The sequence below is a fragment of the Lentzea sp. NBRC 105346 genome, from assembly GCF_030269605.1.
GTDB lineage: Bacteria > Actinomycetota > Actinomycetes > Mycobacteriales > Pseudonocardiaceae > Lentzea.
This window is the reverse complement of sequence record NZ_BSTQ01000005.1, coordinates 116,248-141,446: the sequence shown is the minus strand read 5'-3', so window position 1 is coordinate 141,446 and position 25,199 is coordinate 116,248. Positions and strand designations below refer to the sequence as shown.

Below are 25,199 nucleotides of genomic sequence, written 5' to 3'. Positions count from 1 at the left end.
TTCAGCTGATCACGGTGGACAGCACAGATCCCCACCGGCAACCGCACCCAGCCCGGCCACAAACGCTCGCACGACCGCGGCCACCCCAACTGCTCCGGTAAGCAACGTCGTACGTTCCCGACCCGCGAGTCGTACCTTCGCGACCCCCGAGCCGTACGTTCGGACCCGTCTGACCTGCGTAAACTTGAACCGCCAAATTCTTTGAACCGTTCCGGAGCCCTCTGCGTGTAGTAGGCGAAGGTTGACGACAAAGGCACTCGGACCGCCTCCCGTGCCTCCCTTTACCCAGTGAGGTCTCCATGAGCGTGCGTAAGTCCGTGCTGTCCGGAATCGTCCTCGGCGTCGCGCTGGCGAGTGCCGGCGGCGCAATTGCTTCGGCGCACCCCGGTCATTCCGAGCCCGCCCCTGCGGCGCCCGGAGAAAAGAAGAACGTCAAAGTGGACACAACAGGCCAGGCCACCTATCTGGTGGCCGATCTGAACGGCAAGAACGAGGTCTCCAACGATGGCAAGCAGAACGTCGGCGACCAGGACGGCAAGGCGCGCCAGATCGTTCGCATCCAGGGCAACCAGGTGGCGTTCGCCATTCAGTGGAACGGCATCGCGGCGCCCACGGCCGCACACATCCACGAGGGCGTGACCGGCAAGAATGGTGCGGTGAAGGTCCCCTTCTTCGCCGCCGCCCTACCTGCGTCGCTGAACGCCGTGAAGGGCAGCGTGACCGTCGAGGACAAGGCGCTGCTCGACTCGTTGAAGAAGAACCCCGGCAATTTCTATGCGAACCTGCACACGTCGGAGTTCGCGGCCGGAGCGGTCCGTGCGCAGTTCCGCAAGGTCGACAGTGCGGACTTGAACGACGTTCTGAACAATGGCGGCAACCGTTTCTTCTCGTTCGGCACCGGAAACCAGGAAATCGCCGCCGACCCGGCCAAGCCGGTGGGCGACAAGGACGGTTTCTCCATTTTCGGGCTGAAGGTCTCGAACGATCGCATCAACTTCACGATCCGGTGGAACAACGTCGCCGCGCCGACGAACGGCCACCTGCACAAGGGCGGGATCGGCGTCAACGGCCCGGTCGTCGCCGACCTGTTCGCGGCGCCCGCCGGCCTGCCGGTGTCGATCAACGCCGTCGCGGGCAGCGTCACCGCCCCCGCGGCCGTCACGGCCGAGCTGAAGAAGAACCCGTTCGGTCACTACTCGAACCTCCACACCACCGAGTTCTCGGGTGGTGCGGTGCGCGGCCAGGTCTTCCGAATCGGCTGACCCGGCCCGTCCCGAAGCCCCTGGCGTCTCCCCTCCGCCAGGGGCTTCGGCCATGTTCGAAAAAGATCCAAAGAAGTACGCAACTCCGGCGCGGGAAGGGCGTCTACAAGGGTGTCGCAAGTGGAACGTGGGGCGTTCCAGGGGGAGCGACACCGGGGAGCGGAGTGACGCACGGGGGCTGAACTTCGCGGCGAGGGCACGGCCGGGTCGGCGGGAGCGACCCGGCCGTGTTCATTTGCGCAGCTCAGAGACCCCGCATCCGAAAATTGTCAGACCCACCGAGTTCACTGTCCCCAAGTCACGACCCACGGGCCACGAGGCCTGGGAGACGGGGGTAGCCGGTGTGGATCACGTTCTGGCGCGTCTGCTGCACGACCGCGTGTTCGGTCATCTCGACGCGGTTGACCAAGGCGGTGATGAGGAGGCTCGACGCCTGGCTGCTGCCTGGCGCGCGCTCCTCGGCGTCCACGCGACGACGGAGTCGGGCGCGTGCCGGGAATGCGGACGCAGGCGGGCTCGCATGTGCACGGTCTGGCGCATCGCGTGCGCCTACTTCGTGCGCGGCGAGTCGCGGGTCAGACGGTGATGCCGCTGGTTCCTCGGTGTCGACGCGACGACGGGGTGGCGCGCGTGCAGGCGCGGAACTCGCAGGTGCACGATCTGACGCATCGCGTGCGCCTGCCTCGGGCCGCGGAACGTCAGACGGTGACGCCGCGGGTTCCTCGGTGCCAGCGCGACGACGGGGTCGCGCGGGTGCGGGCGCCGAACTTGCAGGTGCACGGTCTGGCGGGTCGCGTGCGCCTACTTCGTGCGGCGGGACGTCAGGTGGTGAGGCCGCGGGTTCCTCGATGCCGGCGCGGCGACGCAGTCACGGGCATGCCGGAGGTGCGGGCGCGGAACTCGCAGGTGCACGGTCCGGCGCATCGCGTGCGCCTACCTCGTGCCGCGGAACGTCAGACGGTGACGCCGCGCGCGTTCAGCCAGGTCAACGGGTTGATCTTCTGACCGCCTGCCACCCAGACCTCGAAGTGGAGGTGCGGGCCGGTGGAGAAGCCGCGGTTGCCCATGCGGGCGATCTGCTCGCCGGCCTTGACGCGCTGGCCCTCGCGGACGTTGTAGCTGTCGACGTGGCCGTAGACGGTGATCGTGCCGTCGGAGTGCTCGACCCGCACCCAGAGGCCGAAGCCGCTGGCGGGGCCCGCCTCGATCACGACGCCGTCGGCGGCGGAGTAGATCGGGGTGCCGATCGGGCCGGCGATGTCGATGCCGTAGTGCGTGGTGCCCCAGCGGCCGCCGTAACCGGAGGTGAAGGCGCCGTTGGCGGGGCGAACGAACTTGGGGCGCTTGGCCTCGGCCTCGGCCGCTTCGCGTTCCTGCGTGATCTGCTGGCTCTTCGCGAGCTTCTGAGCCTCGAAGGAACCGTCGGTGGCCTTGGAGACCGGGAGGATCTGCGGCGCGGAGGGGGCGTTGCCACCGACTCCCAGGGCGGCCGAGTTGTCCTTGGCGCTCGCCAGCGGCGTGACCTCGTTGGACCCCTTGCCGGAGGTCAGGGTTTGACCCGCGCCGGCAGCGGCGAAGGCGCCGACCGCGACGGCGGCGACGACGATGCGTCCACGCAGCGCCGAAGGCGGCGGAGGAAGCCGGTGGGTGCTCACCGCACGGACAGAGGCGCGTTCGACTGCCTCTTCCAGCACAGCAGAGCGTTCATGGCCGCCGGGGGACCGGTGGTGAGACAAAGCTTGCCCTTCCGTCTTCGGGGAGTCTGGCCGGACGCCGGGCGGGGGATTCCCGGTGAGTTCGGTCGGGGTACCGAACTCCGTGTCCTGTGTGTGACCAGACCGTGACAACGGACCGGGGGACAGTAACGGGGCGGAGCCCCTAAGGGCAAACCCCTGTTCGTGATGTCGGCCGAATGGTCGTCAACCGGAGGGTTGTGACTGTGCGCTGTGACCATCGGTGACCTCAGGAGGCTGACACGCCTCACTTCCAGCCACGATGGGGTGGGTCACAGAGTCATCCGATCGGGTGATGGCGGTCACAACTACGTGAAGAGTCCTCGTGTCAACGGGGAGGGAGAGGTGACCTGAATCACGTATTTGATGCTCTTCTACGACCAGAGAGGGGTGATCAAGCCGGGCGTTGCGCTGCGGAACGATGATCTGGTCCATCTCGGACCAGACCACGACGAACCGCGTGCGGCACGGGCGGGTGGGCTCGGCCAGCTCGGTGAGCAGATCGGAACCCGGTCGCAGCTGCTTGGTCAGCGGCGTCGGCAGGAGGTACGCGGCGAGGGTGCCGTGATGCGGCGTCCCAAGGGTCACAAGTGAGCGAACGCGTGAGTCGCCGTGCAGCCGCTGTACGTAGTACCTGGCGATGAGCCCGCCGAGTGAGTGGCCGACGACGTGCACCTGATCAGATCCGGTCTGTTCACAGATCCGTTCGATGTGCGCCCCCAGCAGGGCGGCGGACCGGCGGACGTCGCCGGTCAACGCGGTCAGCACGCTGTAGTTGACAGCGTGTACCACCCCGAAGCCCCGCCTCCGCAATGCCCCCGACAGCACTGCGAAGGCGGAGCGGTTGTCCCCGATGCCGTGCACCAGCACGATCGGGGTGCCCGCCGCGTCCATCGCCGAAACCACCAATCCGCGCTGGCGTGGTGGCAGCTTGTCGGTGCGGAAGTGCCGGTAGTGGCCGTCGGGGCGCAACTGCTCCTCGATCACGCCCCACGGGTAGAGCACGGTGTGGGCGGCCAGCCAGGCCGCTTCGACCACGACGCCGCGCATGCCACCAGGGGTGGCCATCGCGCGCAGGGCGACCTTGGCCTCCTCGGCGATGTCCTGTGCCGTGTGCACGCCCCAGCCCGCGCGCTCGACGAGCGCGTCGGTCAGTCGCTGGAGGACGCCTTTGCCCATACCAGCGACGGTAAGTGATGGGCGCACCGACAAGGAGTACCCGGCGTTTCTTTTCCACATGCGAACGAATTACGTCTCAGTACGCCGGAGGGTTCGATGACGGGCTTGCTAGCGTCGGGCCGGTGACTTCCACCGGCCTTGAGACCGCCGTGCCCGTCGCCGCTCGTCTGCGGACCGCGTTGGGACTCACGGGCGGCGCCGCGATCCTGACCGCCGTCGGCGCGGGTGTCGGCGTGGCCGACGTCCCGCCCAGGTTCACGTCGTGGCCGCTGCTCGCCTTGCTCGCGTTCCTGCCGATGATCGTCGCGGGCACGCTGCTGGCGCGTGGCCGCCCGATGGTCGCGGCGGCGGTACTGGTCGCGGTGGCGGCGTTCGTGCCGGGAAGGTTGTTGTCGGACCTGCAGATCGCGCGCGACACGATGGCGGTGTCGCGGCCCGAGCTGCTGGCCCCGCCGAGCCTCGCCGCGCCGTCCCCGTCACTGGGGCTGTGGCTACTGATCGCCGGTCACCTGGTCACGCTCGCCGCGGGCGTCGTGGCAGCGAGCCGCCCGAGCGTGCCCGACGAGCAGGAGTCGTCGAACCGGTTGGTCCTGGTGCTGCTGATCGGTGCCGTCGCGGCGATCGCGTTGCTGGGCAAGCCCTTCACGTCGAGCGACCCTCTTCTTCTCGCGCGCGGCGCGTGGAACCTTCCGCTGCTGGGCTTCGCCGGTGGTCTGCTCCTCGCCGCCACCGTGCCCCTGGCGGCCGCGATGGCCGCCAGCTCCGCCGACGCGGACACCCGGCGCGGCGGCCTGATCGGCGTGGCGCTGGGCCTGACCGCTGTCGCCGCGCCACCGCTGGCCGCGGGTCTGCTGGTGGACCGCCTGGGTGTCGCCTGGGGGCCGGTGACCGCGCTGGTCGCCGCCGCACTGTTCCTGTTCGTCCGTCCGGACGGGACGGTGGCCGGGGAAACCGACGAGCCGACCCTGCCCGGCGCGACGCGCATGCACGCCGTGGCCGGTGTGATCGGCATCCTCGCCGGCGCCGTGACCGCGGTGGGTGCGCTGACTCCGCAGTTCACCGTCCCGGCCGGACTGACGACGCCGGAGAACTACGCCGCCAAGCTGGTCCTCCCGGCGGGTGTCGCCGTGGCGATACTCGCCGCGTGCCTGCTGGCCCGCGGCATCGCGCGAACAGTGCGCCCCGCCTTCCTTGTTTCTCTGGCCGCACTGCCGCTGACCGTCGCGGGCGCCATCGGCACCGTCGTCACCGGAACCCAGCGGATCGGCGCGGTCGAGCCGGGCCCCGGCGTCTGGTTCATGGCCGGCGGCGTGGCCCTGGCCGCGGTGGCGGCGGTGTGCGGCGCGATCGCGGGCGCGATCGAACGCGAGGACGCCGAGCCCGAGCGTGCCCAGGAGCTTCCGCTTCCCGTCCTGGCCGCGGCATTCGTCGCGGCCCTGCTCGGCGTCGGCGCCTTCGCGCTGCCGGCGCTGCGGGCGCCGGACTTCGTCGCCCCCGGACTGTTCACCGACTTCCGCGTGGCGTCGTGGGGTCTGCTGATCGGCCTGCTGGCGGTGCTGGTCGCCGTTGGCCTCGCTCTGAAGTCCCGCCCGGTGCGCGCGACGGCTCTGTTCTGCGGCGCGGCCGTGGTCGTCGGCGTCCGGCTGCTGGAGCTTCCGCTGACGGGCGCACGTGCGGCGGACGCCGTCGCGGGGCCCGGCACCTGGCTCGCGGCGGCCACGGTCGTGGCGCTGCTGATCGCCGCGGGGGCCCGTGCGACACGGCGTTGAGCGGCTCGTGCGTGATCGACCTCACCGCCGTTGAGACAGACCTCACCGGATGGGGCGTGCGAGCGGTCGGAGCAGGTCGATAGTGTCTGGGGCCAGCCGCGTCAAGTGGGTTCTGTACGGCCCCTTGAGGACCACCCAGGCGCGGTGTTCCGACACCGACGTCGCAGGAGACCCGAGTGGACCTGTACGAGTACCAGGCGAAGGACCTCTTCGCCGCCCACGGCGTCCCGGTACTTCCGGGCGAAGTGGCCGACAACCCCGCCGACGCCAAGGCCATCGCCGCGAAGTACGGCCAGCCCGTCGTCGTCAAGGCCCAGGTCAAGACCGGTGGCCGTGGCAAGGCCGGTGGTGTGAAGCTCGCTTCCACCGCCGATGAGACCGAGGAGAAGGCGTCCGCCATCCTCGGGCTGGACATCAAGGGGCACATCGTTCACCGCGTGCTGGTGACCCCCGCGTCCGACATCGCCGAGGAGTACTACTTCTCCTTCCTGCTCGACCGTGCGAACCGCACCTTCCTCGCCATGGCGTCCGTCGAGGGCGGCATGGACATCGAGGAGGTGGCCGCCACCAAGCCCGAGGCCCTGGCGAAGATCCACATCGACGCCATCAAGGGTGTCGACGCCGCCAAGGCCACGGAGATCGCCGACGCGGCGAACTTCCCGGCCGAGGTCAAGGACCAGGTCGTCGACGTCATCGTCAAGCTGTGGGAGACCTTCGTCGCCGAGGACGCCACCCTCGTCGAGGTCAACCCGCTGGTGCGCGACCCGCAGGGCAAGATCGTCGCGCTCGACGGCAAGGTCACGCTGGACGAGAACGCCGACTTCCGGCACCCGGCGCACGCCGAGCTCGTCGACAAGCAGGCCGAGGACCCGCTCGAGGCGAAGGCCAAGGAGAAGGGCCTCAACTACGTCAAGCTCGATGGCCAGGTCGGCATCATCGGCAACGGCGCGGGCCTCGTGATGTCCACTCTGGACGTCGTCGCCTACGCGGGCGAGAAGCACGGCGTCAAGCCGGCGAACTTCCTCGACATCGGTGGCGGTGCGTCCGCCGAGGTCATGGCCAACGGCCTGGACGTCATCCTGCACGACGCCGACGTGCGTTCCGTGTTCGTGAACGTCTTCGGCGGCATCACCGCGTGTGACGCCGTCGCGAACGGCATCGTCGCGGCGCTGGAGATCCTCGGTGACGAGGCCACCAAGCCGCTCGTCGTCCGCCTCGACGGCAACAACGTGGAGGAGGGCCGCCGGATTCTCGCCGAGGCCAACCACCCGCTGGTGACCGTTGTCGACACGATGGACAACGCGGCCGCCAAGGCCGCCGAGCTCGCGGCTGCGGGGGTCTGACCGAGATGGCTATCTTCCTCAACGAGAACAGCAAGGTCATCGTCCAGGGCATGACCGGTGCCGAGGGCACCAAGCACACCAAGCGCATGCTCGCGTCCGGCACGAACATCGTCGGTGGCGTGAACCCGCGCAAGGCCGGCACGAAGGTCGACTTCGACGGCCACGTGCTCCCGGTGTTCGGCACGGTCAAGGAGGCCATGGAGGCCACCGGCGCCGACGTGACCGTGATCTTCGTCCCGCCGGCCTTCGCGAAGGCCGCCGCGATCGAGGCGATCGATGCGGAGATCCCGCTGGCCGTCGTGATCACCGAGGGCATCCCGGTCCACGACACCGCCTACTTCTGGGCGCACGCCGTCGCGACCGGCAACAAGACCCGGATCATCGGCCCGAACTGCCCCGGCATCATCAGCCCCGGCAAGTCGAACGCCGGCATCATCCCGGCCGACATCGCGGGTTCGGGCAAGATCGGTCTCGTGTCGAAGTCCGGCACGCTGACCTACCAGATGATGTACGAGCTGCGTGACTTCGGCTTCTCCACCGCGATCGGCATCGGTGGCGACCCGATCATCGGCACTACGCACATCGATGCGCTCCAGGCGTTCCAGGACGACCCGGAGACCTCCGCGATCGTGATGATCGGCGAGATCGGCGGCGACGCCGAGGAGCGGGCCGCCGCGTACATCAAGGAGAACGTGACCAAGCCGGTCGTCGGCTACGTCGCGGGCTTCACCGCCCCCGAGGGCAAGACGATGGGTCACGCGGGTGCGATCGTGTCCGGCTCGGCCGGCACCGCGCAGGCGAAGAAGGAGGCCCTCGAGGCCGCCGGCGTCAAGGTCGGCAAGACGCCGTCCGAGACCGCCGCCCTCATGCGCGAGATCATGCAGGGCCTGTAAGTACCCAAAGCGGTGAAAACAAGGCCGGGCCCGAGTACCTTCGGGCCCGGCCTTTGCTCGTATGGCGGAACCGTCATGATCCCGTCATCGTCTGAGTAGCCGCATCTACTAGCGTGAATGCCGAAACATCGGCCTTGGAGGAGGAGACCTCACCATGTCCGTGCCTTACGGCGCACCCCAACAGCAGCCGCCGGGCCAGCCTGGTCAGGCCGCATCGCCGGCCGTGGGCCTGAACCTGGGCTTGATCCTCCCGCTGGTCGCGGCCGGACTCGGCCTGATCAACTACCTGCTGGCGTTCGCCGACGACGTTCCGTCCAGCGGACCGGTCGAGTACCTGCTCGCCGGCGCGCTGCTCGCGGGCCTCACGGCGCTGCCGAAGGTTCCGAAGGGTCTGCTGTACGCCGCCGCGGTGTTGACCGTGGTGCCGTCGCTGCAGATCCTGCAGCTGATCATCAAGAGCAAGTCCGACATCCGCGGCATGGAGATCGTGCTGCTGATCGTCGCGCTGCTCGAGACCGCCGCGGTCGTGCTCACGATCCTGCTCGACCACGGCATCGTGAAGTTCGAGCCGAAGCCGGCGAACCCGTACGGCGGCCAGGGCCAGCCCGGTGGCTGGAACCCGCAGTCCGGCGCGTTCCCGCAGCAGGGTCAGCCCCAGCCGGGTCAGCAGCAGCAGTTCGGCCAGCAGCAGTTCGGGCAGCAGCCCCAGCAGCCGCAGCAGCCCGGCCAGCCGCCGCAGCAGACCAGCTTCATGCCGCAGCCCGGCCAGTTCGGCCAGCCCGGCACGCCGCCTGGCGGTTTCGGCGGCCCGCAGTCCTGACGTGAAATGCCGTTAAGGCCACCTTCACTGCGTCTAGCGCAGTGAAGGTGGCCTTAACGGCACTCAGGGGGCACGGCGTGCCTCACCCGGATGGTCCAGCTCGATTGAGACAGTGGAGAAATGCCGGTCTTGCAGCAGCGCGGCGCGGAAGCGGTCCGTCCTCCCGAGTTCTCGCGCGCTGAACGAGCGCGTGTGCTCGTCGCCGCGGCGTGTGGTTCCGTGATCGTCGGATACGCCGCCGTGGCCGCGGTGCTCGCTCTGGTGGCCGCGACCGCGACACACGCGGCGTTCTCGACGACCGGTGTCCTCACCGCCGCCGCGCCCGCCTGGCTCGCGGCGCATCACGTGCCACTCTGGTTCGACGCCGGACAGCTCGGAGTGCTGCCGCTGTTGCCGACCGCGCTGCTCATGCTGCTCGTCGGCCGCACCGCTGCGGGCACGGCCGACCGGCTCGGCCTCTACGAACCGCTGCAGGCCCGCGCGGTCGTCCTGAGCATCGCGGGCGCGCACGCGTTCGTCGGCGGCACGATCGCGCTGATGATGGGCGACGGCGTCGTCCGGGCCACGCCCGCGGTCGCGTTCTTCGGCTGCGCCGCCGTGTCCGGTGTCGCGGCCACGCTCGGTGTCGCTCGCCGCTGCGGCCTCGTCGAGGTGCTCTTCGAACGGCTCGACCCCGTGGCGCTGCAGGGCCTGCGCACCGGCTTCATGTCGCTCTTCGCGCTGGTCAGTGCGGGCGCCGCCGCGATGGCGTTCGGGCTGGTGACGTCGTGGTCGACGACGAGCTCGCTGTTCGACCAGGCCGGTGAGACGGTCGGCGTCGGGCTCGGCATGTGGTTGCTGTGCCTCGGTTATCTGCCGAACGCGATCATCGCCGGCATGTCCTATGTGACCGGCGCCGGGCTGTCCATCGGCACGGTCACGGTGACGCCGATGAAGTTCGTCGGCGGCCCGGTGCCCGGAGTGCCGCTGTTCGCCGCGCTGCCGCAACAGGAATTCGTCCTCAGCCCGATGGTGCTCGTGATCGCGGTCGCGATCGGCGGGTTCGCGGGCTGGAGCTGCCGCAAGGTCGCCGACAACCCGGCGACTCGCATGCGGGCCGTCCTGATCGCGGCGGTCACCGTCGCGGTCGGCTGTCTCGTGCTCGCGGCGACCGCGGGCGGGCGGCTCGCGGGTGGCGCGTTCGACCCCGTGACGATTCCGGCCGGTCTGCTCGCGTTGCTGGCCGCGGCGTGGGTGCTCGGGCCGGGCATGGCCGTCGCGTGGCTCGCCGGACCGCGGCCCAAGCCGGTCGCGGTGATGGACGACGAGTTCGGCGAGATCGACGAAGAGCTCGCCCAGGAACTCGCTGCCACCGACCTCGCCGCCGATGCGGAGCCGGACGCCGAGCAGCCGGAGGACGGCGAACCCGTCGACGGTTACGAGGACGAGGCCGACGACGACTTCGACGAGGAGTTCGACGAAGACGACGAGGAGTTCGAGGACGAGCTCGACGAAGAGTTCGACGAAGAGCTCGGGGACGACCTCGTCGAAGACCCTGACGAAGAGCTCGACGAGGAGCTCGAAGAGCCGGCTGACGAGCCGGACGAAGCCGCGGAACCGGTCGAGGAGGACCTGGACGGCGAGCCGGAGAAGTGAGCGCCTAGGCTGCTCCTGAGCTGCTGCAACCGGTCTGCCCAGGAGAGAACGCTGAGTACGGAACTCCGGCTTCCCGACCCGGCGAGGGTGGTCGTCCTCGTCTCCGGTTCGGGGACCCTCATGCAGGCGCTGCTCGACGCGGCCGACCTCCCCGTCGAGATCGTCGCCGTCGGCGCCGACCGGGAGAACATCGAAGGCCTCGCCCGAGCCGAACGCGCCGGTGTGCCGAGTTTCGTCGTGAAGCTGCGCGACCACGCCGACCGCGCCGCCTGGGACACCGCGCTGACCAAGGCCGTCGCCGAGCACGAGCCTGACCTGGTGGTGTCGGCCGGTTTCATGAAGATCCTCGGACCGGTGTTCCTCGCCCGGTTCGGTGGTCGCATGATCAACACGCACCCCGCGCTGCTGCCCGCGTTTCCGGGCGCGCACGGGGTCCGCGACGCGCTGGCGTACGGCGTGGGCGTGACCGGCTCGACCGTGCACCTCGTCGACGCCGGCGTCGACACCGGGCCGATCCTGGCGCAGGAGGCCGTGGTCGTCGAACCGGACGACACCGAAGAGAGCCTGCACGAACGCATCAAGGTGGTGGAGCGGCGGCTGCTGGTCGACACGGTCGCCCGGCTTGTCCGCGAGGGCTGCACCGTGAACGGACGAAAGGTGAGTTTTCCGTGACCACTCCTGCCGACAGGCGGCCGATTCGCCGGGCCCTCATCGGGGTCTCCGACAAGTCCGGTCTGCTCGAACTGGCCACCGGCCTGCACGCGGCCGGAGTCGAGATCGTCTCCACCGGCGGCACCGCGAAGGTGCTGGCCGACGCGGGCGTGCCGGTGACGCCGGTCGAGCAGGTCACCGGGTTCCCCGAGTGCCTCGACGGCCGCGTGAAGACGCTGCACCCGCGCGTGCACGCCGGTCTGCTCGCGGACACGCGCAAGGAGTCGCACCTCGCGCAGCTGCGCGACCTGGACATCGCGCCGTTCGACCTGCTGGTCGTGAACCTGTACCCGTTCACGCAGACCGTCGCCTCCGGCGCGTCGCCGGACGAGTGCGTCGAGCAGATCGACATCGGCGGCCCGGCGATGGTCCGCGCGTCCGCCAAGAACCACGCCAGCCTCGCGGTCATCGTCGACCCGGCCCGCTACGACTGGGTGCTGGAGCAGGTGCGCGACGGCGGCACCACGCTCGCCGACCGGCAGCGCCTCGCCGTCGAGGCGTTCCGGCACACCGCCACGTACGACATCGCGGTGGCGTCGTGGATGGGCAGCGTGCTCGCTCCTGAGACCGAGACGGTGTTCCCCGGCTGGGTCGGGGCGACCTGGGACCGCAAGCAGGTGCTGCGCTACGGCGAGAACCCGCACCAGCAGGCGGCGCTCTACACGCAGGGCGACGGCACGTCGGGTCTCGCGTCGGCGCAGCAGTTGCACGGCAAGGAGATGTCGTACAACAACTTCCTCGACGGTGACGCCGCGTGGCGTGCCGCGTGGGACCACGAGCAGCCGTGCGTCGCGATCATCAAGCACGCCAACCCGTGCGGCATCGCGGTGTCCGATGTGAACATCGCGGACGCGCACCGCAAGGCGCACGCGTGCGACCCGGTGAGCGCGTTCGGCGGCATCATCGCGGCCAACCGCGAGGTCACCGTGGAGATGGCCGAACAGGTCGCGGAGATCTTCACCGAGGTGATCATCGCCCCGTCGTACGCCGACGGCGCGGTGGACGTGTTGCAGCGCAAGAAGAACGTGCGCATCCTCGTCGCCGAACCGCCCCGGCGTGGCGGTGCGGAGATGCGGCCGGTGTCCGGTGGCCTGCTGCTGCAGCAGCGCGACGCGATCGACGCCGAGGGCGACGACCCGACGAAGTGGACGCTGGCCTGCGGTTCGCCCGCGGACGAGCAGACGCTCGCGGACCTGGCGTTCGCGTGGCGGTCACTGCGCGCGGTGAAGTCCAATGCGATCCTGCTCGCGCACGACGGCGCCACCGTCGGTGTCGGCATGGGCCAGGTCAACCGGGTCGACGCGTCGCACCTCGCGGTGAAGCGCGCCGGTGACCGCGCCAAGGGTGCCGTCGGCGCGTCCGACGCGTTCTTCCCGTTCCCGGACGGCCTCGAGGTGCTGCTGGAGGCGGGTGTGCGCGCCGTCGTGCAGCCCGGCGGTTCCGTGCGGGACGGCGAAGTGATCGCGGCGGCCGAGGCGGCGGGCGTCACCCTGTACCTGACGGGCACCCGCCACTTCGCCCACTGATCAGATCTTCGCGACGACCTCGTCGAGTGCTTTACGGGCGTTCTGCTCGAACTCGGCGAGGTCGGGCTTCGTCGGGGAGAAGATGCCGACGTCCCAGCCGATGTAGTCGAGTCCGACGACCGTGTCGCCCTTGCGCACCACCATGTCGACCTCGGTGAACGCCGAGTCGGTGAGCACGAGGATCACCGCGCCCTGGTCGCCCGCGCCGGACAGCTCCTTGGTCTGGATGGTGCCCTGGCCGTTCGACTTGGCCTGGCGCTCCCACATCTCGTACGTCTGCCTCGTCTCGTCGCCCTGTTCGATGCGGAGGCTGAGCGACCGCAGGCCCTCGCCGTCGCGACCCTTCGTCTGGGTCCAGCTGCACGACGTGAACTTCCGGCCGTTGCTGTTCATCTCGTTGGACATCTTGGCGTTCGGGTTCGTCGTGCGGACGGCCGCGAGCGTCGCCTCGGAGACCGTCGTGCACCGCTCCGGCAGCTTGTCACCGGTGTGGGCGCGGCCGCCGTCCTTGTGCGCGTTGAAGTAGAAGAACGCGGCCGTGCCCCCGCCGCCGAGCAGCAGCAGGACCGCGATCACGACGATGACGACGGGCGCCTTGCTCTTTTTCGGTGGCATCGGCGGGTAGCCGTAGCCGGGTGGTGGCGGGCCCCACTGCTGCTGTTGCTGTTGGTGCGGATGCCATCCGGGAGGTGCGGTCATTTCTGTGCCCCCATGAGTTCTGCCACGACCTGCTTCGTGATCCGCTCGCCTTCTTCGACGGGATAGGGCCGGTCGAAGAGGAAACCGCGGTCCGCGCCACGGTAGATCACCTTGTAGACCCGCGTGTCCCGAAGCACGAGGAGAGTGACCTGCATGTTGTCGTCGGGCTCGGCCTGCGCGACGGACGCCCGGTCGCCGAGGCCCGTGACCTCGCGTTCGTGCGGCTGCCGCTGGTCGTTGTAGGTGCTCTCGGCGGCCATGCGCGGGTTCGGCGAGTCGCCGTGGTCGTAGACGTGGATGCCGAGGAGGCGCCGGTCCGCGCCGTCCCGGTCGGTGGTCTGCCGCCAGAAGCAGTGGGTGTGCCGGACGAGCTCGCGCCGGCTCGGGTCCGGCTGCGCCATCAGCGCGGGGTTGCTGACGTGCGCCTCCCGTTTCAGGGCCTCGCTGATCTGGCACTGGGGCGGCAACGTCTCGCCGGTCGGTGGTAACCCGATCGGCCGCGTGTAGGAGAGGTAGAGAGCCACCAATCCGCTGACGACGAGCAGCGCCGCGATACCGATGAGCATTCCGCGGCGGCGGATCATCGGACCTCCTCTTCGTGGATTTGCCGTGCAGTTTGTCATCCGGTGTGCCGCAGCGGTTACCCAGAGTGGACCCAATGTCGCCCGACCAGGGGCATTGACAGCGGGGTGGCATAGCGCGCTAGGCTGTCCCCGTTGTTCGAACGCATGTTCGAGTCGCCGAACTTCCCGCGGTGGCCGTGTTCAGGGGTGCTCACGGCTGGACGGGAGGTTGGCAGGTGTCGAGGTCGGCAACGGCGACGCTGGTCGCGCTCGGGGTGAACCCGGCCAGCGAGCTGACCGAGACGACTGCCGACCACGCCACGGGGCGGGTTCTGCCGGTTCGCGGGGAACTGGCGGACCTGCTGCCGTGGGGCGGCTTGCGACGAGGCAGCACGGTGTCGGTGGGAGGTTCGACGTCCCTGCTGCTCGCGTTGCTGGCAGGCGCGACCGCGACCGGCTGCTGGGCGGCCGTGGTCGGTCTGCCGCACATCGGTGTCCTGGCCGCGGCCGAACTGGGCGTGGCGGTGCACCGGCTGGCGCTGGTGCCGCGACCGGGTGGGGACCCGGCCGCGGTCGTCGCGGCGCTGCTCGACGGCATCGACCTCGTGGCAGTGGAGGCCACGAGGTCGCTGTCGCCGAGCCTCGCGCGCCGGCTCTCGGCCCGCGCGCGCCAACGCAAGGCCGTCCTGCTCGCCTTCGGGGCTTGGCCGGGGGCGGATGTGGAGTTGCAGGTCGTCGGTTCGCGCTGGGAGGGGCTTGGCCGGGGGCACGGCAAGTTGCGAGATCAGGCGCTGACGGTGCGTGCGAGTGGTCGTGGTGCGGCGGCTCGGCCGCGGACGGTTGAGCTGGATCTGGTGGGTGGCGGCCGCATCGAGTTCTTGCACAGCAAGGGGGAACTGGCATGGGTGCCGTGACGGGCGACGACTGGTCCGGAGCGCCGGCCCGACGGAGGACGCCATGCGCCTGCTGATCGTGTGGTGCCCGGACTGGCCAGTCATCGCCGCCGCGGCTGCCGAGAACCTGCTGCCGCACATCCCGGCCGCAGTCGCGAGAGGCAACGAGATCACGTCCTGCTCGGCGATCGCGAGAACCGAAGGCGTACGCCGAGGCATGCGCAAACGCCAGGCCCAGGAACGCTGCCCGGAGTTGAAGATCTTCGAAGCGGACCCGACCCGTGACGCCCGCCTGTTCGAACCGGTGGCCGCGGCCGTCGAGGAACTCGCACCAGGTATCGAGGTGATCCGCCCAGGACTGATCGCCGTCGCCGCACAAGGCCCCGCGGGCTACTTCGAAGGAGAAGAGAACGCGGCCGAGCGCCTCGTGGACCACGTCGCCCAGACCACGGGCGTCGAGGCGCAGGTGGGGATCGCCGACGGCCTGTTCGCCGCGACGAAGGCGGCCCACAGAGGAGTGATCGTCGCAAGAAACCGGAGCGCGGAGTTCCTGGCCCCGCTGGGCATCCAGGAGCTGACGGAGCCCGACCTGGTGGACCTGTTGCGGCGCCTGGGCATCCGCACGCTCGGGGCGTTCGCGCAGTTGGACGAGCGCAAGGTCGCGGACCGGTTCGGCGGGCTCGCGGTTCAGGCCCACAAAAACGCGAGGGGCCTGGACGAGCGGCCGCTCGCCAAGCGGAAACCGGTGGAGGACCTGGAGGTGACGCAGCACTTCGACCCGCCGGTGGAACGCGTCGACCAGGCCGCGTTCGCCGCGAAGGCACTCGCGGAACGGCTGCACGCCGAGCTGAACGAAAGAGCACAGGCATGCATGAGGCTGGGCATCCACGCGCGCACGGAGCACGGTGAAGAGGTGCACCGCGTGTGGCGGTGCGCGGAACCGTTGACCCCCAAGGGAATCGCGGACCGGGTGCGCTGGCAGCTCGACGGCTGGCTCACCAACAACACCCTGACGGCCGGCGTGCACCTGCTGAGGCTGGTTCCCGAGGAGGTCATCGACGCGGCGGCGCTGCAGCTCGGGTTGTGGGGCCACGACGCGGGCGCGGAGAAGGCCGCGCGGGCGTTCGTGCACGTGCAGGGTTTGCTCGGGCCGGACGGTGTGCTCACCCCGGTGCTCGGCGGCGGGCGGGGGCCGGAGGACCAGGTCAGGTTGGTGCCGTGGGGGGACGAGAAGACCCCGCGCCACGACCCGGACCAGCCTTGGCCCGGACGGCTCAACGGGCCTTCTCCGGCAACGGTGAAGAGCCAACCGGCCACACTTACCGACGCCGCTGGTCAAGACGTTGTTGTGACCGGACGCAACGACCTCACCGGAATTCCGCACCGATTCGCGTTGAACGGCGGGCCGTCCCTGGACGTGGCTGCGTGGTCGGGTCCGTGGCCGGTGGACGAACGCTGGTGGGACCCCGAGACGGCGCGACGCGCCGCGCGGATGCAGGTCATCGCGGGAGAAACGGCTTTCCTGCTCGTTCGCGAGGACGGCAGGTGGGCAGTGGAAGGGGTGTACGACTGATGAACGACGACGCCGAGATCCAGGACGCCGCCTACCTGATCGAGTTCGGCTGGGAACCCTTGCCGGACAACGTGATTCCGTTCCCCAGGCCGGCAGTGGACTGATGGGGTGGAACAACCCGCCCGTCCGCTGGAAGGAGCTCGAACGGGCGCTTTCCGGCAAACCCTGGAAACAACCGGGAGACGGCGGTGACAGTCCGGCGTGGACACACCACCGCGAACGCTACGTCGCGCCACCGGAGTTCGAGCTCAGGGTCGACGAGCGGGACACGACCCGCGCCCGCGTGCCGTACGCCGAACTGCACTGCCACTCCAACTTCAGCTTCCTCGACGGCGCCAGCCATCCCGAGGAACTGGTCGAACGCGCGCAGCAGCTGGGACTGGACGCGATCGCGCTGACCGACCACGACGGGATGTACGGCGTGGTCCGGTTCGCCGAGGCCGCCAAGGAACTCGGCGTGAAGACGGTCTTCGGCGCCGAGCTGAGCCTCGGCCTGGAGAACGTGCCCAACGGTGTCCCGGACCCCGAAGGCGACCACCTGCTGTTGCTGGCCAACCGGCAGGAGGGCTACCACCGGCTGTGCCGCACGATCACCACCGGCCAGCTCGCCCGCGACAGCGAGAAGGGCAAGCCCGTCTACCGGCTGGAGGAGGTCGCCGAGGACACGCGCGACCACGTCGTGGTGCTCACCGGGTGCCGCAAGGGCGCCGTGCGGCGCGCGCTCGACCTCGACGGGCCGGCCGCCGCGGTCGGGGAGATGCGCAGGCTCGTCGATCTGTTCGGCCGTGACCGGGTGTACGTCGAACTGGTCGATCACGGTTATCCGGACGACAGCACGCGCAACGACCTGCTCGACGCGATGGCGCGCGACCTCGGTCTGCCCACGGTCGCGACCAACGCCGTGCACTACGCGACCATGCCGCGGGGACGGCTGGCCGCGGCGATGGCCGCCGTGCGCGCGCGGCGCAGCCTGGACGAGATGGCGGGCTGGCTGCCGCCCGCGCCCGCGGCGTTCCTGCGGTCCGGCGAGGAGATGGCGCGCCGGTTCGAGCGCTTCCCCGGTGCGGTGCAGCGCGCCGCGCTGCTCGGCATGCAGTGCACGTTCGACCTGAAGCTGGTCGCGCCGAACCTGCCGCCGTTCGACGTGCCCGAGGGACTCGACGAGAACTCGCACCTGCGGCAGCTCACCTACCGCGGCGCGGCCGTCCGGTACGGCACGCCGGCCGAGAACCCCGCGGCGTACCGGCAGATCGAGCACGAGCTGAGGGTCATCGAGCAGCTCGGCTTCCCCGGCTACTTCCTCGTCGTGCACGACATTGTCGACTTCTGCGTGCGCCACGACATCCTGTGCCAGGGCCGGGGATCGGCGGCGAACTCGGCGGTGTGCTTCGCGCTGGGCATCACGAACGTCGACTCGGTGCGGTTCGGGCTGCTCTTCGAACGCTTCCTCGCGCCCGCACGCGACGGCCCGCCGGACATCGACCTGGACATCGAGTCGGACCGGCGCGAGGAGGTCATCCAGTACGTCTTCAACAAGTACGGCCGCAGGCACGCCGCGCAGGTCGCGAACGTGATCAGCTACCGGGCGAAGTCCGCGGTGCGCGACATGGCGCGCGCGCTCGGGCACAGCCCCGGCCAGCAGGACGCGTGGAGCAAGCAGATCGACCGCTGGGGCCCGTTGCGCACCACGACGGACGACTGCGACATCCCGATGTCGGTGCTGCAGCTGGCCGCACAGCTGGAGAACTTCCCGCGTCACCTCGGCATCCACTCCGGCGGCATGGTCATCTGCGACCGGCCGGTGAGCGAGGTGTGCCCGGTGGAACGCGCGCGCATGGACAAGCGCACGGTTCTCCAGTGGGACAAGGACGACTGCGCGTCGATCGGGCTGGTCAAGTTCGACCTGCTCGGCCTCGGCATGCTCTCCGCGCTGCACTACGCGATCGACCTGGTGCGCGAGCACGAGGACCTGGTCGTCGACATGTGGAAGATCGACCTCACCGACCAGAACGTCTACCTGATGTTGCAGCAGGCCGACTCCGTTGGCGTCTTCCAGGTGGAAAGCCGCGCGCAGATGGCGACGCTGCCGCGGTTGAAACCGCGGGAGTTCTACGACCTGGTGGTCGAGGTCGCGCTGATCCGGCCGGGCCCGATCCAGGGCGGCTCGGTGCACCCGTACATCCGGCGGCGCAACAAGCTGGAGAAGTGGGAGCACGACCATCCGTTGCTGGCCAACGCGCTGGAGAAGACCTACGGCGTGCCGCTGTTCCAGGAACAGCTGATGCAGATCGCGGTCGACGTCGCCGACTTCACCGCGGCCGAGGCGGACGAACTGCGTCGCGCGATGGGCGCAAAGCGGTCCACGGCCCGCATGGAACGCCTGCGCGAGCGGTTCTACGCCGGTTGTGCCCGGAACGAGATCGGCGAGGAGCTGGCCGGCCGGATCTACGAGAAGCTGCTGGCGTTCGCCAACTTCGGCTTTCCGGAAAGTCACGCGCTTTCGTTCGCGCATCTGGTGTTCGTGAGCGCGTGGTTCAAGCTCTACTACCCGGCGGCGTTCTGCGCGGCCCTGCTGCGCGCGCAGCCGATGGGCTTCTACTCGCCGCAGTCGCTGGTCGCCGACGCGCGCAGGCACGGCGTGACCGTGCTCGGCCCGGACGTCAACGCCTCGCTGCAGCACGCGACCCTCGAGGTGGTCGACGCCAAGCAGGCCGTGCGCATCGGCCTGGACTCCGTGCGCACGATCAGCACGAAGATCGCGGACAGAATCGTTGCCGCGCAACCGTTCCGCGACATGGTCGACTTCGGTGAACGGGTGCAGCTCACCACCGCACAGGTCGAGGCACTGGCCACCGCGGGCGCGTTCGGCTGCTTCCGCCTCGAACGCCGCGAGGCGCTGTGGGCGGCGGGCGCGGTCGCCGCGATCCGCCCGGACCGCCTGCCCGGCACCGAGGTCGGCACCGTCGCCCCCGCGCTGCCCGGCATGGACTCCATCGAGCTCGCCGCCGCCGACGTGTGGGCGACCGGCCTGTCACCGGACAGCTTCCCGACCCAGTTCGTCCGCTCCTACCTCGATTCGCTGGGCGCGCTGCCCACCGCCGCACTGTCCTCTGTGGAGCCCGGCATGCGTGTGCTGATCGGCGGCGCCGTGACGCACCGGCAGCGGCCGGCGACCGCGGGCGGGGTCACGTTCCTCAACATCGAGGACGAGACCGGCATGGTGAACGTCGTGTGCACCACCGGTCTGTGGGCGAAGTACCGGCGCGTGGCCCGGACCAGCTCGGCGCTGCTCGTGCGCGGGATCGTCGAGGCGGCCGAAGGGGTGATCAGCCTGCAGGCGGATCGGCTGCAGCACCTGGACCTGCGGATTCCGTCCCGCTCCCGGGACTTCCGCTAGACATGGTGGCGTGATCGGCATCGAGCCGTACGACGCCGAGTGGCGCGAATCGCCGAACGCAGGCTGGAGTGCTCGACCCGCTGCTGGCCGGTGCCGGGTTCGAGCGCGCGCACGGCAGCAGGCCGGACTCTCCCGGCGTGCGGAGGGACAACCCACGCGGGACCGAGCAGGTGCCGGATTCGCCGTTCGGCAGGTACACCGTGCGGTTCCGTGACTGGCTCATCGCGAACCCGGACCAGCGCGCGCGGTACCAGGAACTGAAGATCGCGCTCGCCGAGACGCATGCGGACGACCCCGACTACGACGACTACACCCGAGCCAAGACCGCCTTCTTCGACGAGATCCAGCATCACCTCGGCCGATCGGGGCCGGATTCATCGAACGCGGGCGCGCCAGCAGCCCCCGCGTCGTAGCGGCCGCATCCGGCAGGCCAACGGTTCCCAGCGCCAGAACCACACGGTGAGCCCCTCCTCGTTTGACGGCAGGGAGCCCTCCCACCCCCTGGACGGGAGGGTTCCCCGGCTGGAACGGTCCCGGATGGCGGTACATCGCCGGTACATCGGCAGGTCGGTGTGGTGTGTGCCACCCTTTTCCGGTGTTCTTCCGAGTGCTGGGTGCCGTCGGCGTCGCCCGATCGGACGGCACACCGGTCGTCCTCCGTGCGGCGAAACAACGGGTGTTGCTGTCCGCCCTGCTCGTGCACGCCAACGAGTGGGTGCGCGTCGAGCAGTTGATCGACGCCGTGTGGGGCGAGCGACCGCCGCGCTCGGCGGTGGCGAACACCAAGACCTACGTCTGGGAGCTGCGGCGGCTGATCGAGGAGGACCGGATCGCCAGCGGCCAGGGCGGATATCGCATCGACGTCGCGCGCAACGAGCTCGACATGTTCCTGTTCGAGGATCACGTACGGGACCGGCGGTTCGGCGAGGCGCTGGACCTGTGGCGGGGCCGGCCGTTCGGCGAACTGAGCGACGCGGAGGCGGTGCGCGGCCGGCTGCTGGAGACGTGGTTCGCCGCGCAGGAGGGGCTGGCCGCGGACGAGCTCGCGGCGGGCAGGCACAAGACCGCGGTCGCGACCCTGCGCGCGCTGGTCGCCGATCACCCGTTCCGCGAGGAGTCGCGCGGGATGCTGATGATGGCGCTGTACCGCGCCGGTCGGCAGGCGGAGGCGTTGCAGGTCTACGAGGACGGCCGGCGCATTCTCGACGAGGAGCTGGGGCTGCTGCCCGGAAGTGACCTGCGCCGGTTGCACCTGGAGATCCTCAACCAGGACGCAGCCCTGGACGCACCACGTCGCGTCGTCGCGCAACTGCCCGCGGACGTTCGCGGGTTCACCGGCCGCGAGGAGATGTTGCGCCTGCTGGACGATGTGCTCGGCGGCGCGTCCACGACCGTGGTGGTGTCGGCGATCGCGGGCACCGCGGGGGTCGGAAAGACGGCGCTGGCCGTGCATTGGGCGCACCGCGTCCGGGCGAACTTCCCGGACGGTCAGCTGTACCTGAACCTGCGCGGGCATGGCGCGGGCTCGCCGCTCACACCGGTGCAGGCGCTGGAACGGATGCTGGGCTCGCTCGGCGTCGACGCGGGCAAGTCCGTCGACGTCGAGACCGCGGCGGCCGCGTACCGCTCCGAGCTCGCGGACCGGCGCGTGCTCGTGTTGCTGGACAACGCTTTCGACGCCGAACAGGTGCGGCCGCTGCTGCCCGGCACACCCGGCTGCCTCGTGTTGATCACCAGCCGCAACCGCCTCGACGGCCTCGTCGCGCGCGACGGCGCCCAGCGGCTCGTGCTGGACGTGCTCAGCCGGGTGGACGCGCGCGGTGTGCTCGAACAGGTGCTCGGCCCGGCCCGGATCAGCGCCGAACCCGACGCCGTGCGCGAGCTGGTCGAGCTATGCGCGCGGCTGCCGCTGGCGTTGCGCATCGCCGCCGCCAACCTGCTCGCCCGGCCGGGGCGCGGCATCGCCGAGTACGTGACGGAGCTGCGCACGGGTGACCGGCTCGCCGCGCTCACCGTGCCCGGAGACCCGGATACGGCCGTGCGGGCCGCGATCGACCTCTCCTATGCGGCGCTGGAACCGTTGCCGCGCAAGGTCTTCCGGCTCATGGGTCTGGTGCCCGGCCGGGACGTGACGGCGCCCGCGGTCGCGGCGCTGGCGGACGTGAGCCTGCGGGACGCGGTGAGCGCGTTGCAGACGCTGGCCGCGGCGCATCTCGTCGACGAGCACCGGTCCGGCCGGTTCACGTTCCACGACCTGCTGCGGCTGTGCGCGTTCGAACGCTGCCGCGACGAGGATCCGTTGGCGGAACGGAACTTCGCGCTGGAACGGTTGTCCCGGCACTACGGGTTGATCGCGCGCGACGTGATCAGGGCGCTCGACCCGCGGCCCTACCGCGACGTGCTCGACGGGCCGCGGACGGAGTTCGCCGACGAGAAGTCCGCGATCACCTGGCTCGACGACGAGACGGCGAACCTCGTCGCGGCGACGCGGGAAGCCGCGCAGCGCGGGGACATCCGCGTCGCGACCCAGCTGTGCGTCGCGCTGAGCACCCAGTTCGAGCGGCATCGGACGATCGTCGAGTGGATCGGCACGACCGAGGCCGTGCTCGCCGGCGCGCGCCGCGTGAACGACGCGGCGGGCCAGGCGTACGGGTTGATGGGACTGGCCGCCGCGTACTGGAGCCAGTGCGAGTACAAGCGGGCGCTGGCGTTGCTGGAGGAGGCGCGCCCGATCGTCGAGGCCGGGGTGCCCGCGTTGCGCTGCGCGCTGATGGCCAACTTCGGCCGCACGTACATCTCGATGGGCCGGTTGCCGGACAGCGCCGAGTGCTACCGGCAGGCGCTGGAGCTGGCCGACGACCTGCCCTCCCGAGTGCCCGCGCTGGCCGTGTACGGCGACGTGCACTGGGAACTGGGCGAGCTGGACCGGGCTTACGAGCTGCACACCGAGTCCATCGCGGTCGCGCACCGCGCGGGACTGCGGTGGGGCGTCATGCTCGGCGAGACGCACGCGGGCCGGTCGGCGCAGGCGCTGGGCCTGCTCGACCGGGCCGTCGAGCACTACCTCACCGGGCTCGAACTCTGCCGTCAGCACAGTGAACCCGTCGAGGAGGCGGGGTGCCTGGCGAACCTCGCGGGTGCCTACCGCGACCTCGACCGGTTCGAGGACGCCCTGCTCACGGCACGCGAGTCGCTCGCCATCTCCACCCGGATCGGCATGCCGCGCACCCAGACGAGCGCGCGGCACGTGCTGGGCACCACGTACTTCCGGCTCGGCCGGTACGACGACGCGATGACCGAGCTGCGGGCGGCGCTGGCGTCGTCCGAGTCCCATCCGCGTGGGCGGTGGGACACGCTGGTGGCGTTGGCCCGCCTGCATCTCCGGCTGGGTTCGGCGGACATGGCGCAGGTCTACGCCGAACAGGCACTGGATGGCAGCAGGTCGACCTCGCACCGGTTGATCTACGAGGAGTGTTCGCGCCTCCTCGAAGAGATCACGTCCGCTCGAAGCGGGTGAACACGACCCCGCTCTCGTAGGCCTTGGTGCCTACCGGTTTGAACACCTGCCGGTCGATCTTGCCGTCGAACAGCGGAACGCCGGTGCCGAAGACGATCGGGTGCACCTTGAGGTGCAGGACGTCGATCTCGCCCGCCAGGTCCGCGGCGAGCTTGCCGCCGCCGCACAGCCAGATGTCGAGGCCGTCCTCGTTCTTCAGTTCACGCACCTTGTCCACAACGTTGCCCGAGATCACCTCGACGTCGTCCGGCGTGCCGGTGAGCGTGCTGGAGACGACGTACTGCCGCAGGTGCGGGTACGGGCTCGGCAACCCGCCGGGCACCTGATAGGTGTTGCGGCCCATGAGGACCGTGTCGAAGTTGTGGTTGGGCGCGTCGATGCCCAGCGCCTGCCTGGCCTGAGCGGGCAGGGTGTCGCCGAACTCGGTGACCATCGCGGTCATGTGGTCGCCCTCGAACAGGAAGCCGTCGAACGAGCCGTCCTCCTCGGCGATGAATCCGTCGAGCGTCGTGGCCACGAAGTAGATGAGCTTTCGCATCCCCAGGTCCCTTCTCTTAACCACTACAACCATAGTACTCTGACTGTAGTGGTTCAAGGAGGAATTTCATGCGGAGAAACTCCGAACGCCGGGCGGCCCTGCTCGACGCGGCGATCGAGGTGCTGGCGCGCGAGGGTGCGCGCGGCCTGACGTACCGCGCGGTCGACACCGAGGCCGGCGTGCCCGCGGGGACCTCGTCGAACTACTTCCCGAACCGCGACGAGCTGCTGCACCAGATCGCGGTGAAGATCCACGAACGCCTGATGCCGTCGGACGCCTCGCTGGCGGAATCGCTCGCGTTGCCGCGCGACAAAGCGCTGGTCGAGCGGTTCATGCACGACATCGTGGCGCGCGCGGACGCGGATCGCAGCAGCTACCTGGCGTTGCTGGAACTCCGGCTGGAGGCGACGCGGCGGCCCGAGCTGCGGGCGGCGTTGACCAGGACGATCAGCGACAACATCGAGTTCAACGTCGCGTTCCACACGGAGGCGGGGCTGCCGGGCGACCGCACCACGGTCGAGCTGCTCTATCTGGCGATGAGCAGCCTGATCGTGGAGCGGCTGACGCTGCCCGGCGTACTGTCCACTGTGGATCAGGATGCGCTGATCAAGGCGATGGTCGAGCGGTTCTGACGGCCAGCGCGCCCACCCAGCAGAACCCGGCGACGATGCAGATCCGTTGCCACAGCCCGTGTTCCGGTGTCGCGATCGCGGCGACGAACCCGGCGACCACGACGACGCCGGTGCCCGCCGAGTACCACCGATAGATCCGCTTGGCCGACGCCACGAATGTGGCCGCCGCGAGCGCGGCGAAGTTGGGCAACGAGTTGAGGTCGTGGATCATGCCCGCGACGCTCTGATGATTCGGATCCGTGGTGAAGAGTCCCGCGACGACCAGCGTGGCGCCGAAGATCGCGATGAGAACCGCGAGCGCGCCGCGCAGCCGGGTCGCGAACGCGAGGACGAGCACGCCGGTGACGACGAAGTTGGTCACCTGGATCCAACCGCGCGGACCGAGACTCAGTTCGCTGCCGAACTGGTGAACCGGGTCGTAACCGGGACGCAGCCACCCCTCGACCAGCAGGACGATGACGAAGACGACCGGTGCGAAACCGCACCACAGCAAGGCTTTTCGCATGCGGTGAATGC

The 25,199-nt window shown here is 69.8% G+C and carries 21 protein-coding genes; 14 read left to right on the top strand and 7 right to left on the bottom strand.

Annotated elements, in window-relative coordinates; translation table 11 throughout:
• Nucleotides 1-299: 299 nt before the first annotated feature.
• Nucleotides 300-1,262 carry a CHRD domain-containing protein gene (locus tag QSK35_RS12720; RefSeq protein ID WP_285745559.1) on the top strand — a complete coding sequence of 321 codons (963 nt, stop codon included), beginning with the start codon at nt 300-302 and terminating at the stop codon, nt 1,260-1,262.
• A gap of 298 nt (nt 1,263-1,560) precedes the next feature.
• Here the strand turns inward: QSK35_RS12720 and QSK35_RS12715 are convergent, their stop codons facing one another.
• From QSK35_RS12715 to QSK35_RS12705, 3 genes are all read right to left on the bottom strand, one after another.
• Entirely contained in the window at nt 1,561-1,731 is a 171-nt protein-coding gene (locus QSK35_RS12715; RefSeq protein WP_285745557.1) for a hypothetical protein, read from the bottom strand.
• Nucleotides 1,732-2,215: 484 nt separating this feature from the next.
• On the bottom strand, nt 2,216-2,917 hold the full coding sequence (locus QSK35_RS12710; RefSeq protein ID WP_285745554.1) for a M23 family metallopeptidase: 702 nt from the start codon (nt 2,915-2,917) through the stop codon (nt 2,216-2,218).
• Nucleotides 2,918-3,181: 264 nt separating this feature from the next.
• The gene (locus QSK35_RS12705; RefSeq protein WP_285745552.1) at nt 3,182-4,174 is read right to left on the bottom strand and encodes an esterase/lipase family protein; all 993 of its coding nucleotides are present in this window, start codon (nt 4,172-4,174) and stop codon (nt 3,182-3,184) included.
• Nucleotides 4,175-4,296: 122 nt separating this feature from the next.
• Between QSK35_RS12705 and QSK35_RS12700 the strand changes: the two genes are divergently transcribed.
• The 7 genes from QSK35_RS12700 (at nt 4,297) to purH (ending at nt 12,871) form a co-directional block, all read left to right on the top strand.
• A complete protein-coding gene (locus tag QSK35_RS12700) occupies nt 4,297-5,943 on the top strand; it encodes a hypothetical protein (protein WP_285745550.1) in 1,647 nt (548 codons plus the stop codon).
• A gap of 176 nt (nt 5,944-6,119) precedes the next feature.
• The gene (gene sucC / locus QSK35_RS12695; protein WP_285745548.1) at nt 6,120-7,286 is read left to right on the top strand and encodes an ADP-forming succinate--CoA ligase subunit beta; all 1,167 of its coding nucleotides are present in this window, start codon (nt 6,120-6,122) and stop codon (nt 7,284-7,286) included.
• A gap of 5 nt (nt 7,287-7,291) precedes the next feature.
• The gene (gene sucD / locus QSK35_RS12690) at nt 7,292-8,179 is read left to right on the top strand and encodes a succinate--CoA ligase subunit alpha (RefSeq protein ID WP_285745546.1); all 888 of its coding nucleotides are present in this window, start codon (nt 7,292-7,294) and stop codon (nt 8,177-8,179) included.
• 154 nt (nt 8,180-8,333) lie between these two features.
• The gene (locus QSK35_RS12685) at nt 8,334-8,999 is read left to right on the top strand and encodes a DUF5336 domain-containing protein (protein WP_285745544.1); all 666 of its coding nucleotides are present in this window, start codon (nt 8,334-8,336) and stop codon (nt 8,997-8,999) included.
• A gap of 120 nt (nt 9,000-9,119) precedes the next feature.
• Nucleotides 9,120-10,634, top strand: coding sequence for a cell division protein PerM (locus QSK35_RS12680; RefSeq protein ID WP_285745542.1), 1,515 nt, complete (start codon nt 9,120-9,122; stop codon nt 10,632-10,634).
• Nucleotides 10,635-10,721: 87 nt separating this feature from the next.
• On the top strand, nt 10,722-11,306 hold the full coding sequence (gene purN, locus QSK35_RS12675; RefSeq protein WP_285745540.1) for a phosphoribosylglycinamide formyltransferase: 585 nt from the start codon (nt 10,722-10,724) through the stop codon (nt 11,304-11,306).
• On the top strand, nt 11,303-12,871 hold the full coding sequence (gene purH, locus QSK35_RS12670; protein WP_285745538.1) for a bifunctional phosphoribosylaminoimidazolecarboxamide formyltransferase/IMP cyclohydrolase: 1,569 nt from the start codon (nt 11,303-11,305) through the stop codon (nt 12,869-12,871). The genes purN and purH overlap by 4 nt, the downstream gene beginning before the upstream one ends.
• Here purH and QSK35_RS12665 read toward each other — a convergent pair whose 3' ends face one another.
• Nucleotides 12,872-13,570, bottom strand: a complete 699-nt coding sequence (locus tag QSK35_RS12665) for a hypothetical protein (protein WP_285745536.1) — start codon at nt 13,568-13,570, stop codon at nt 12,872-12,874. It lies immediately after the preceding gene.
• Complete coding sequence (locus QSK35_RS12660) at nt 13,567-14,154, bottom strand: hypothetical protein (protein WP_285745534.1); 588 nt, start codon at nt 14,152-14,154, stop codon at nt 13,567-13,569. The genes QSK35_RS12665 and QSK35_RS12660 overlap by 4 nt, the downstream gene beginning before the upstream one ends.
• 215 nt (nt 14,155-14,369) lie before the next feature.
• On the opposite strand from QSK35_RS12660, the gene imuA' reads away from it, so the two are divergent.
• The 5 genes from imuA' to QSK35_RS12635 all read left to right on the top strand — a co-directional run bounded on the left by imuA' (nt 14,370) and on the right by QSK35_RS12635 (nt 23,513).
• Nucleotides 14,370-15,047, top strand: coding sequence for a DnaE2-dependent mutagenesis accessory factor ImuA' (gene imuA' / locus QSK35_RS12655; RefSeq protein ID WP_285745532.1), 678 nt, complete (start codon nt 14,370-14,372; stop codon nt 15,045-15,047).
• 43 nt (nt 15,048-15,090) lie between these two features.
• Nucleotides 15,091-16,599 carry a DNA polymerase Y family protein gene (locus QSK35_RS12650; RefSeq protein WP_285745530.1) on the top strand — a complete coding sequence of 503 codons (1,509 nt, stop codon included), beginning with the start codon at nt 15,091-15,093 and terminating at the stop codon, nt 16,597-16,599.
• A 103-nt stretch (nt 16,600-16,702) separates the two neighbouring features.
• Nucleotides 16,703-19,996 carry an error-prone DNA polymerase gene (locus QSK35_RS12645; RefSeq protein WP_285745528.1) on the top strand — a complete coding sequence of 1,098 codons (3,294 nt, stop codon included), beginning with the start codon at nt 16,703-16,705 and terminating at the stop codon, nt 19,994-19,996.
• A 68-nt stretch (nt 19,997-20,064) separates the two neighbouring features.
• Entirely contained in the window at nt 20,065-20,409 is a 345-nt protein-coding gene (locus QSK35_RS12640) for a GrpB family protein (protein WP_285745526.1), read from the top strand.
• A gap of 182 nt (nt 20,410-20,591) precedes the next feature.
• Nucleotides 20,592-23,513 (top strand): AfsR/SARP family transcriptional regulator, encoded by a 2,922-nt coding sequence (locus QSK35_RS12635; RefSeq protein WP_285745524.1) that lies wholly within the window; start codon nt 20,592-20,594, stop codon nt 23,511-23,513.
• On the opposite strand, the gene QSK35_RS12630 is transcribed toward QSK35_RS12635, so the two are convergent.
• Nucleotides 23,491-24,051 carry a dihydrofolate reductase family protein gene (locus QSK35_RS12630; RefSeq protein ID WP_285745522.1) on the bottom strand — a complete coding sequence of 187 codons (561 nt, stop codon included), beginning with the start codon at nt 24,049-24,051 and terminating at the stop codon, nt 23,491-23,493. The two genes, QSK35_RS12635 and QSK35_RS12630, sit on opposite strands and share 23 nt — an antisense overlap.
• 68 nt (nt 24,052-24,119) lie before the next feature.
• Between QSK35_RS12630 and QSK35_RS12625 the strand changes: the two genes are divergently transcribed.
• Nucleotides 24,120-24,683 (top strand): TetR/AcrR family transcriptional regulator, encoded by a 564-nt coding sequence (locus QSK35_RS12625; protein ID WP_285745520.1) that lies wholly within the window; start codon nt 24,120-24,122, stop codon nt 24,681-24,683.
• Here the strand turns inward: QSK35_RS12625 and QSK35_RS12620 are convergent.
• The gene (locus QSK35_RS12620; protein ID WP_285745518.1) at nt 24,658-25,188 is read right to left on the bottom strand and encodes a DUF998 domain-containing protein; all 531 of its coding nucleotides are present in this window, start codon (nt 25,186-25,188) and stop codon (nt 24,658-24,660) included. The genes QSK35_RS12625 and QSK35_RS12620 overlap by 26 nt on opposite strands.
• Nucleotides 25,189-25,199: the final 11 nt, after the last annotated feature.

Excerpts from the sequence above, each read along its gene's own strand:
- QSK35_RS12720 (WP_285745559.1), top strand. The coding sequence starts at position 300 with ATGAGCGTGCGTAAGTCCGTGCTGTCCGGAATCGTCCTCGGCGTCGCG.
- QSK35_RS12705 (WP_285745552.1), bottom strand. The coding sequence starts at position 4,174 with ATGGGCAAAGGCGTCCTCCAGCGACTGACCGACGCGCTCGTCGAGCGC.
- sucD (WP_285745546.1), top strand. The coding sequence starts at position 7,292 with ATGGCTATCTTCCTCAACGAGAACAGCAAGGTCATCGTCCAGGGCATG.
- QSK35_RS12685 (WP_285745544.1), top strand. The coding sequence starts at position 8,334 with ATGTCCGTGCCTTACGGCGCACCCCAACAGCAGCCGCCGGGCCAGCCT.
- QSK35_RS12680 (WP_285745542.1), top strand. The coding sequence starts at position 9,120 with ATGCCGGTCTTGCAGCAGCGCGGCGCGGAAGCGGTCCGTCCTCCCGAG.
- QSK35_RS12665 (WP_285745536.1), bottom strand. The coding sequence starts at position 13,570 with ATGACCGCACCTCCCGGATGGCATCCGCACCAACAGCAACAGCAGCAG.
- QSK35_RS12660 (WP_285745534.1), bottom strand. The coding sequence starts at position 14,154 with ATGATCCGCCGCCGCGGAATGCTCATCGGTATCGCGGCGCTGCTCGTC.
- QSK35_RS12650 (WP_285745530.1), top strand. The coding sequence starts at position 15,091 with ATGCGCCTGCTGATCGTGTGGTGCCCGGACTGGCCAGTCATCGCCGCC.
- QSK35_RS12645 (WP_285745528.1), top strand. The coding sequence starts at position 16,703 with ATGGGGTGGAACAACCCGCCCGTCCGCTGGAAGGAGCTCGAACGGGCG.
- QSK35_RS12630 (WP_285745522.1), bottom strand. The coding sequence starts at position 24,051 with ATGCGAAAGCTCATCTACTTCGTGGCCACGACGCTCGACGGATTCATC.
- QSK35_RS12625 (WP_285745520.1), top strand. The coding sequence starts at position 24,120 with ATGCGGAGAAACTCCGAACGCCGGGCGGCCCTGCTCGACGCGGCGATC.
- QSK35_RS12620 (WP_285745518.1), bottom strand. The coding sequence starts at position 25,188 with ATGCGAAAAGCCTTGCTGTGGTGCGGTTTCGCACCGGTCGTCTTCGTC.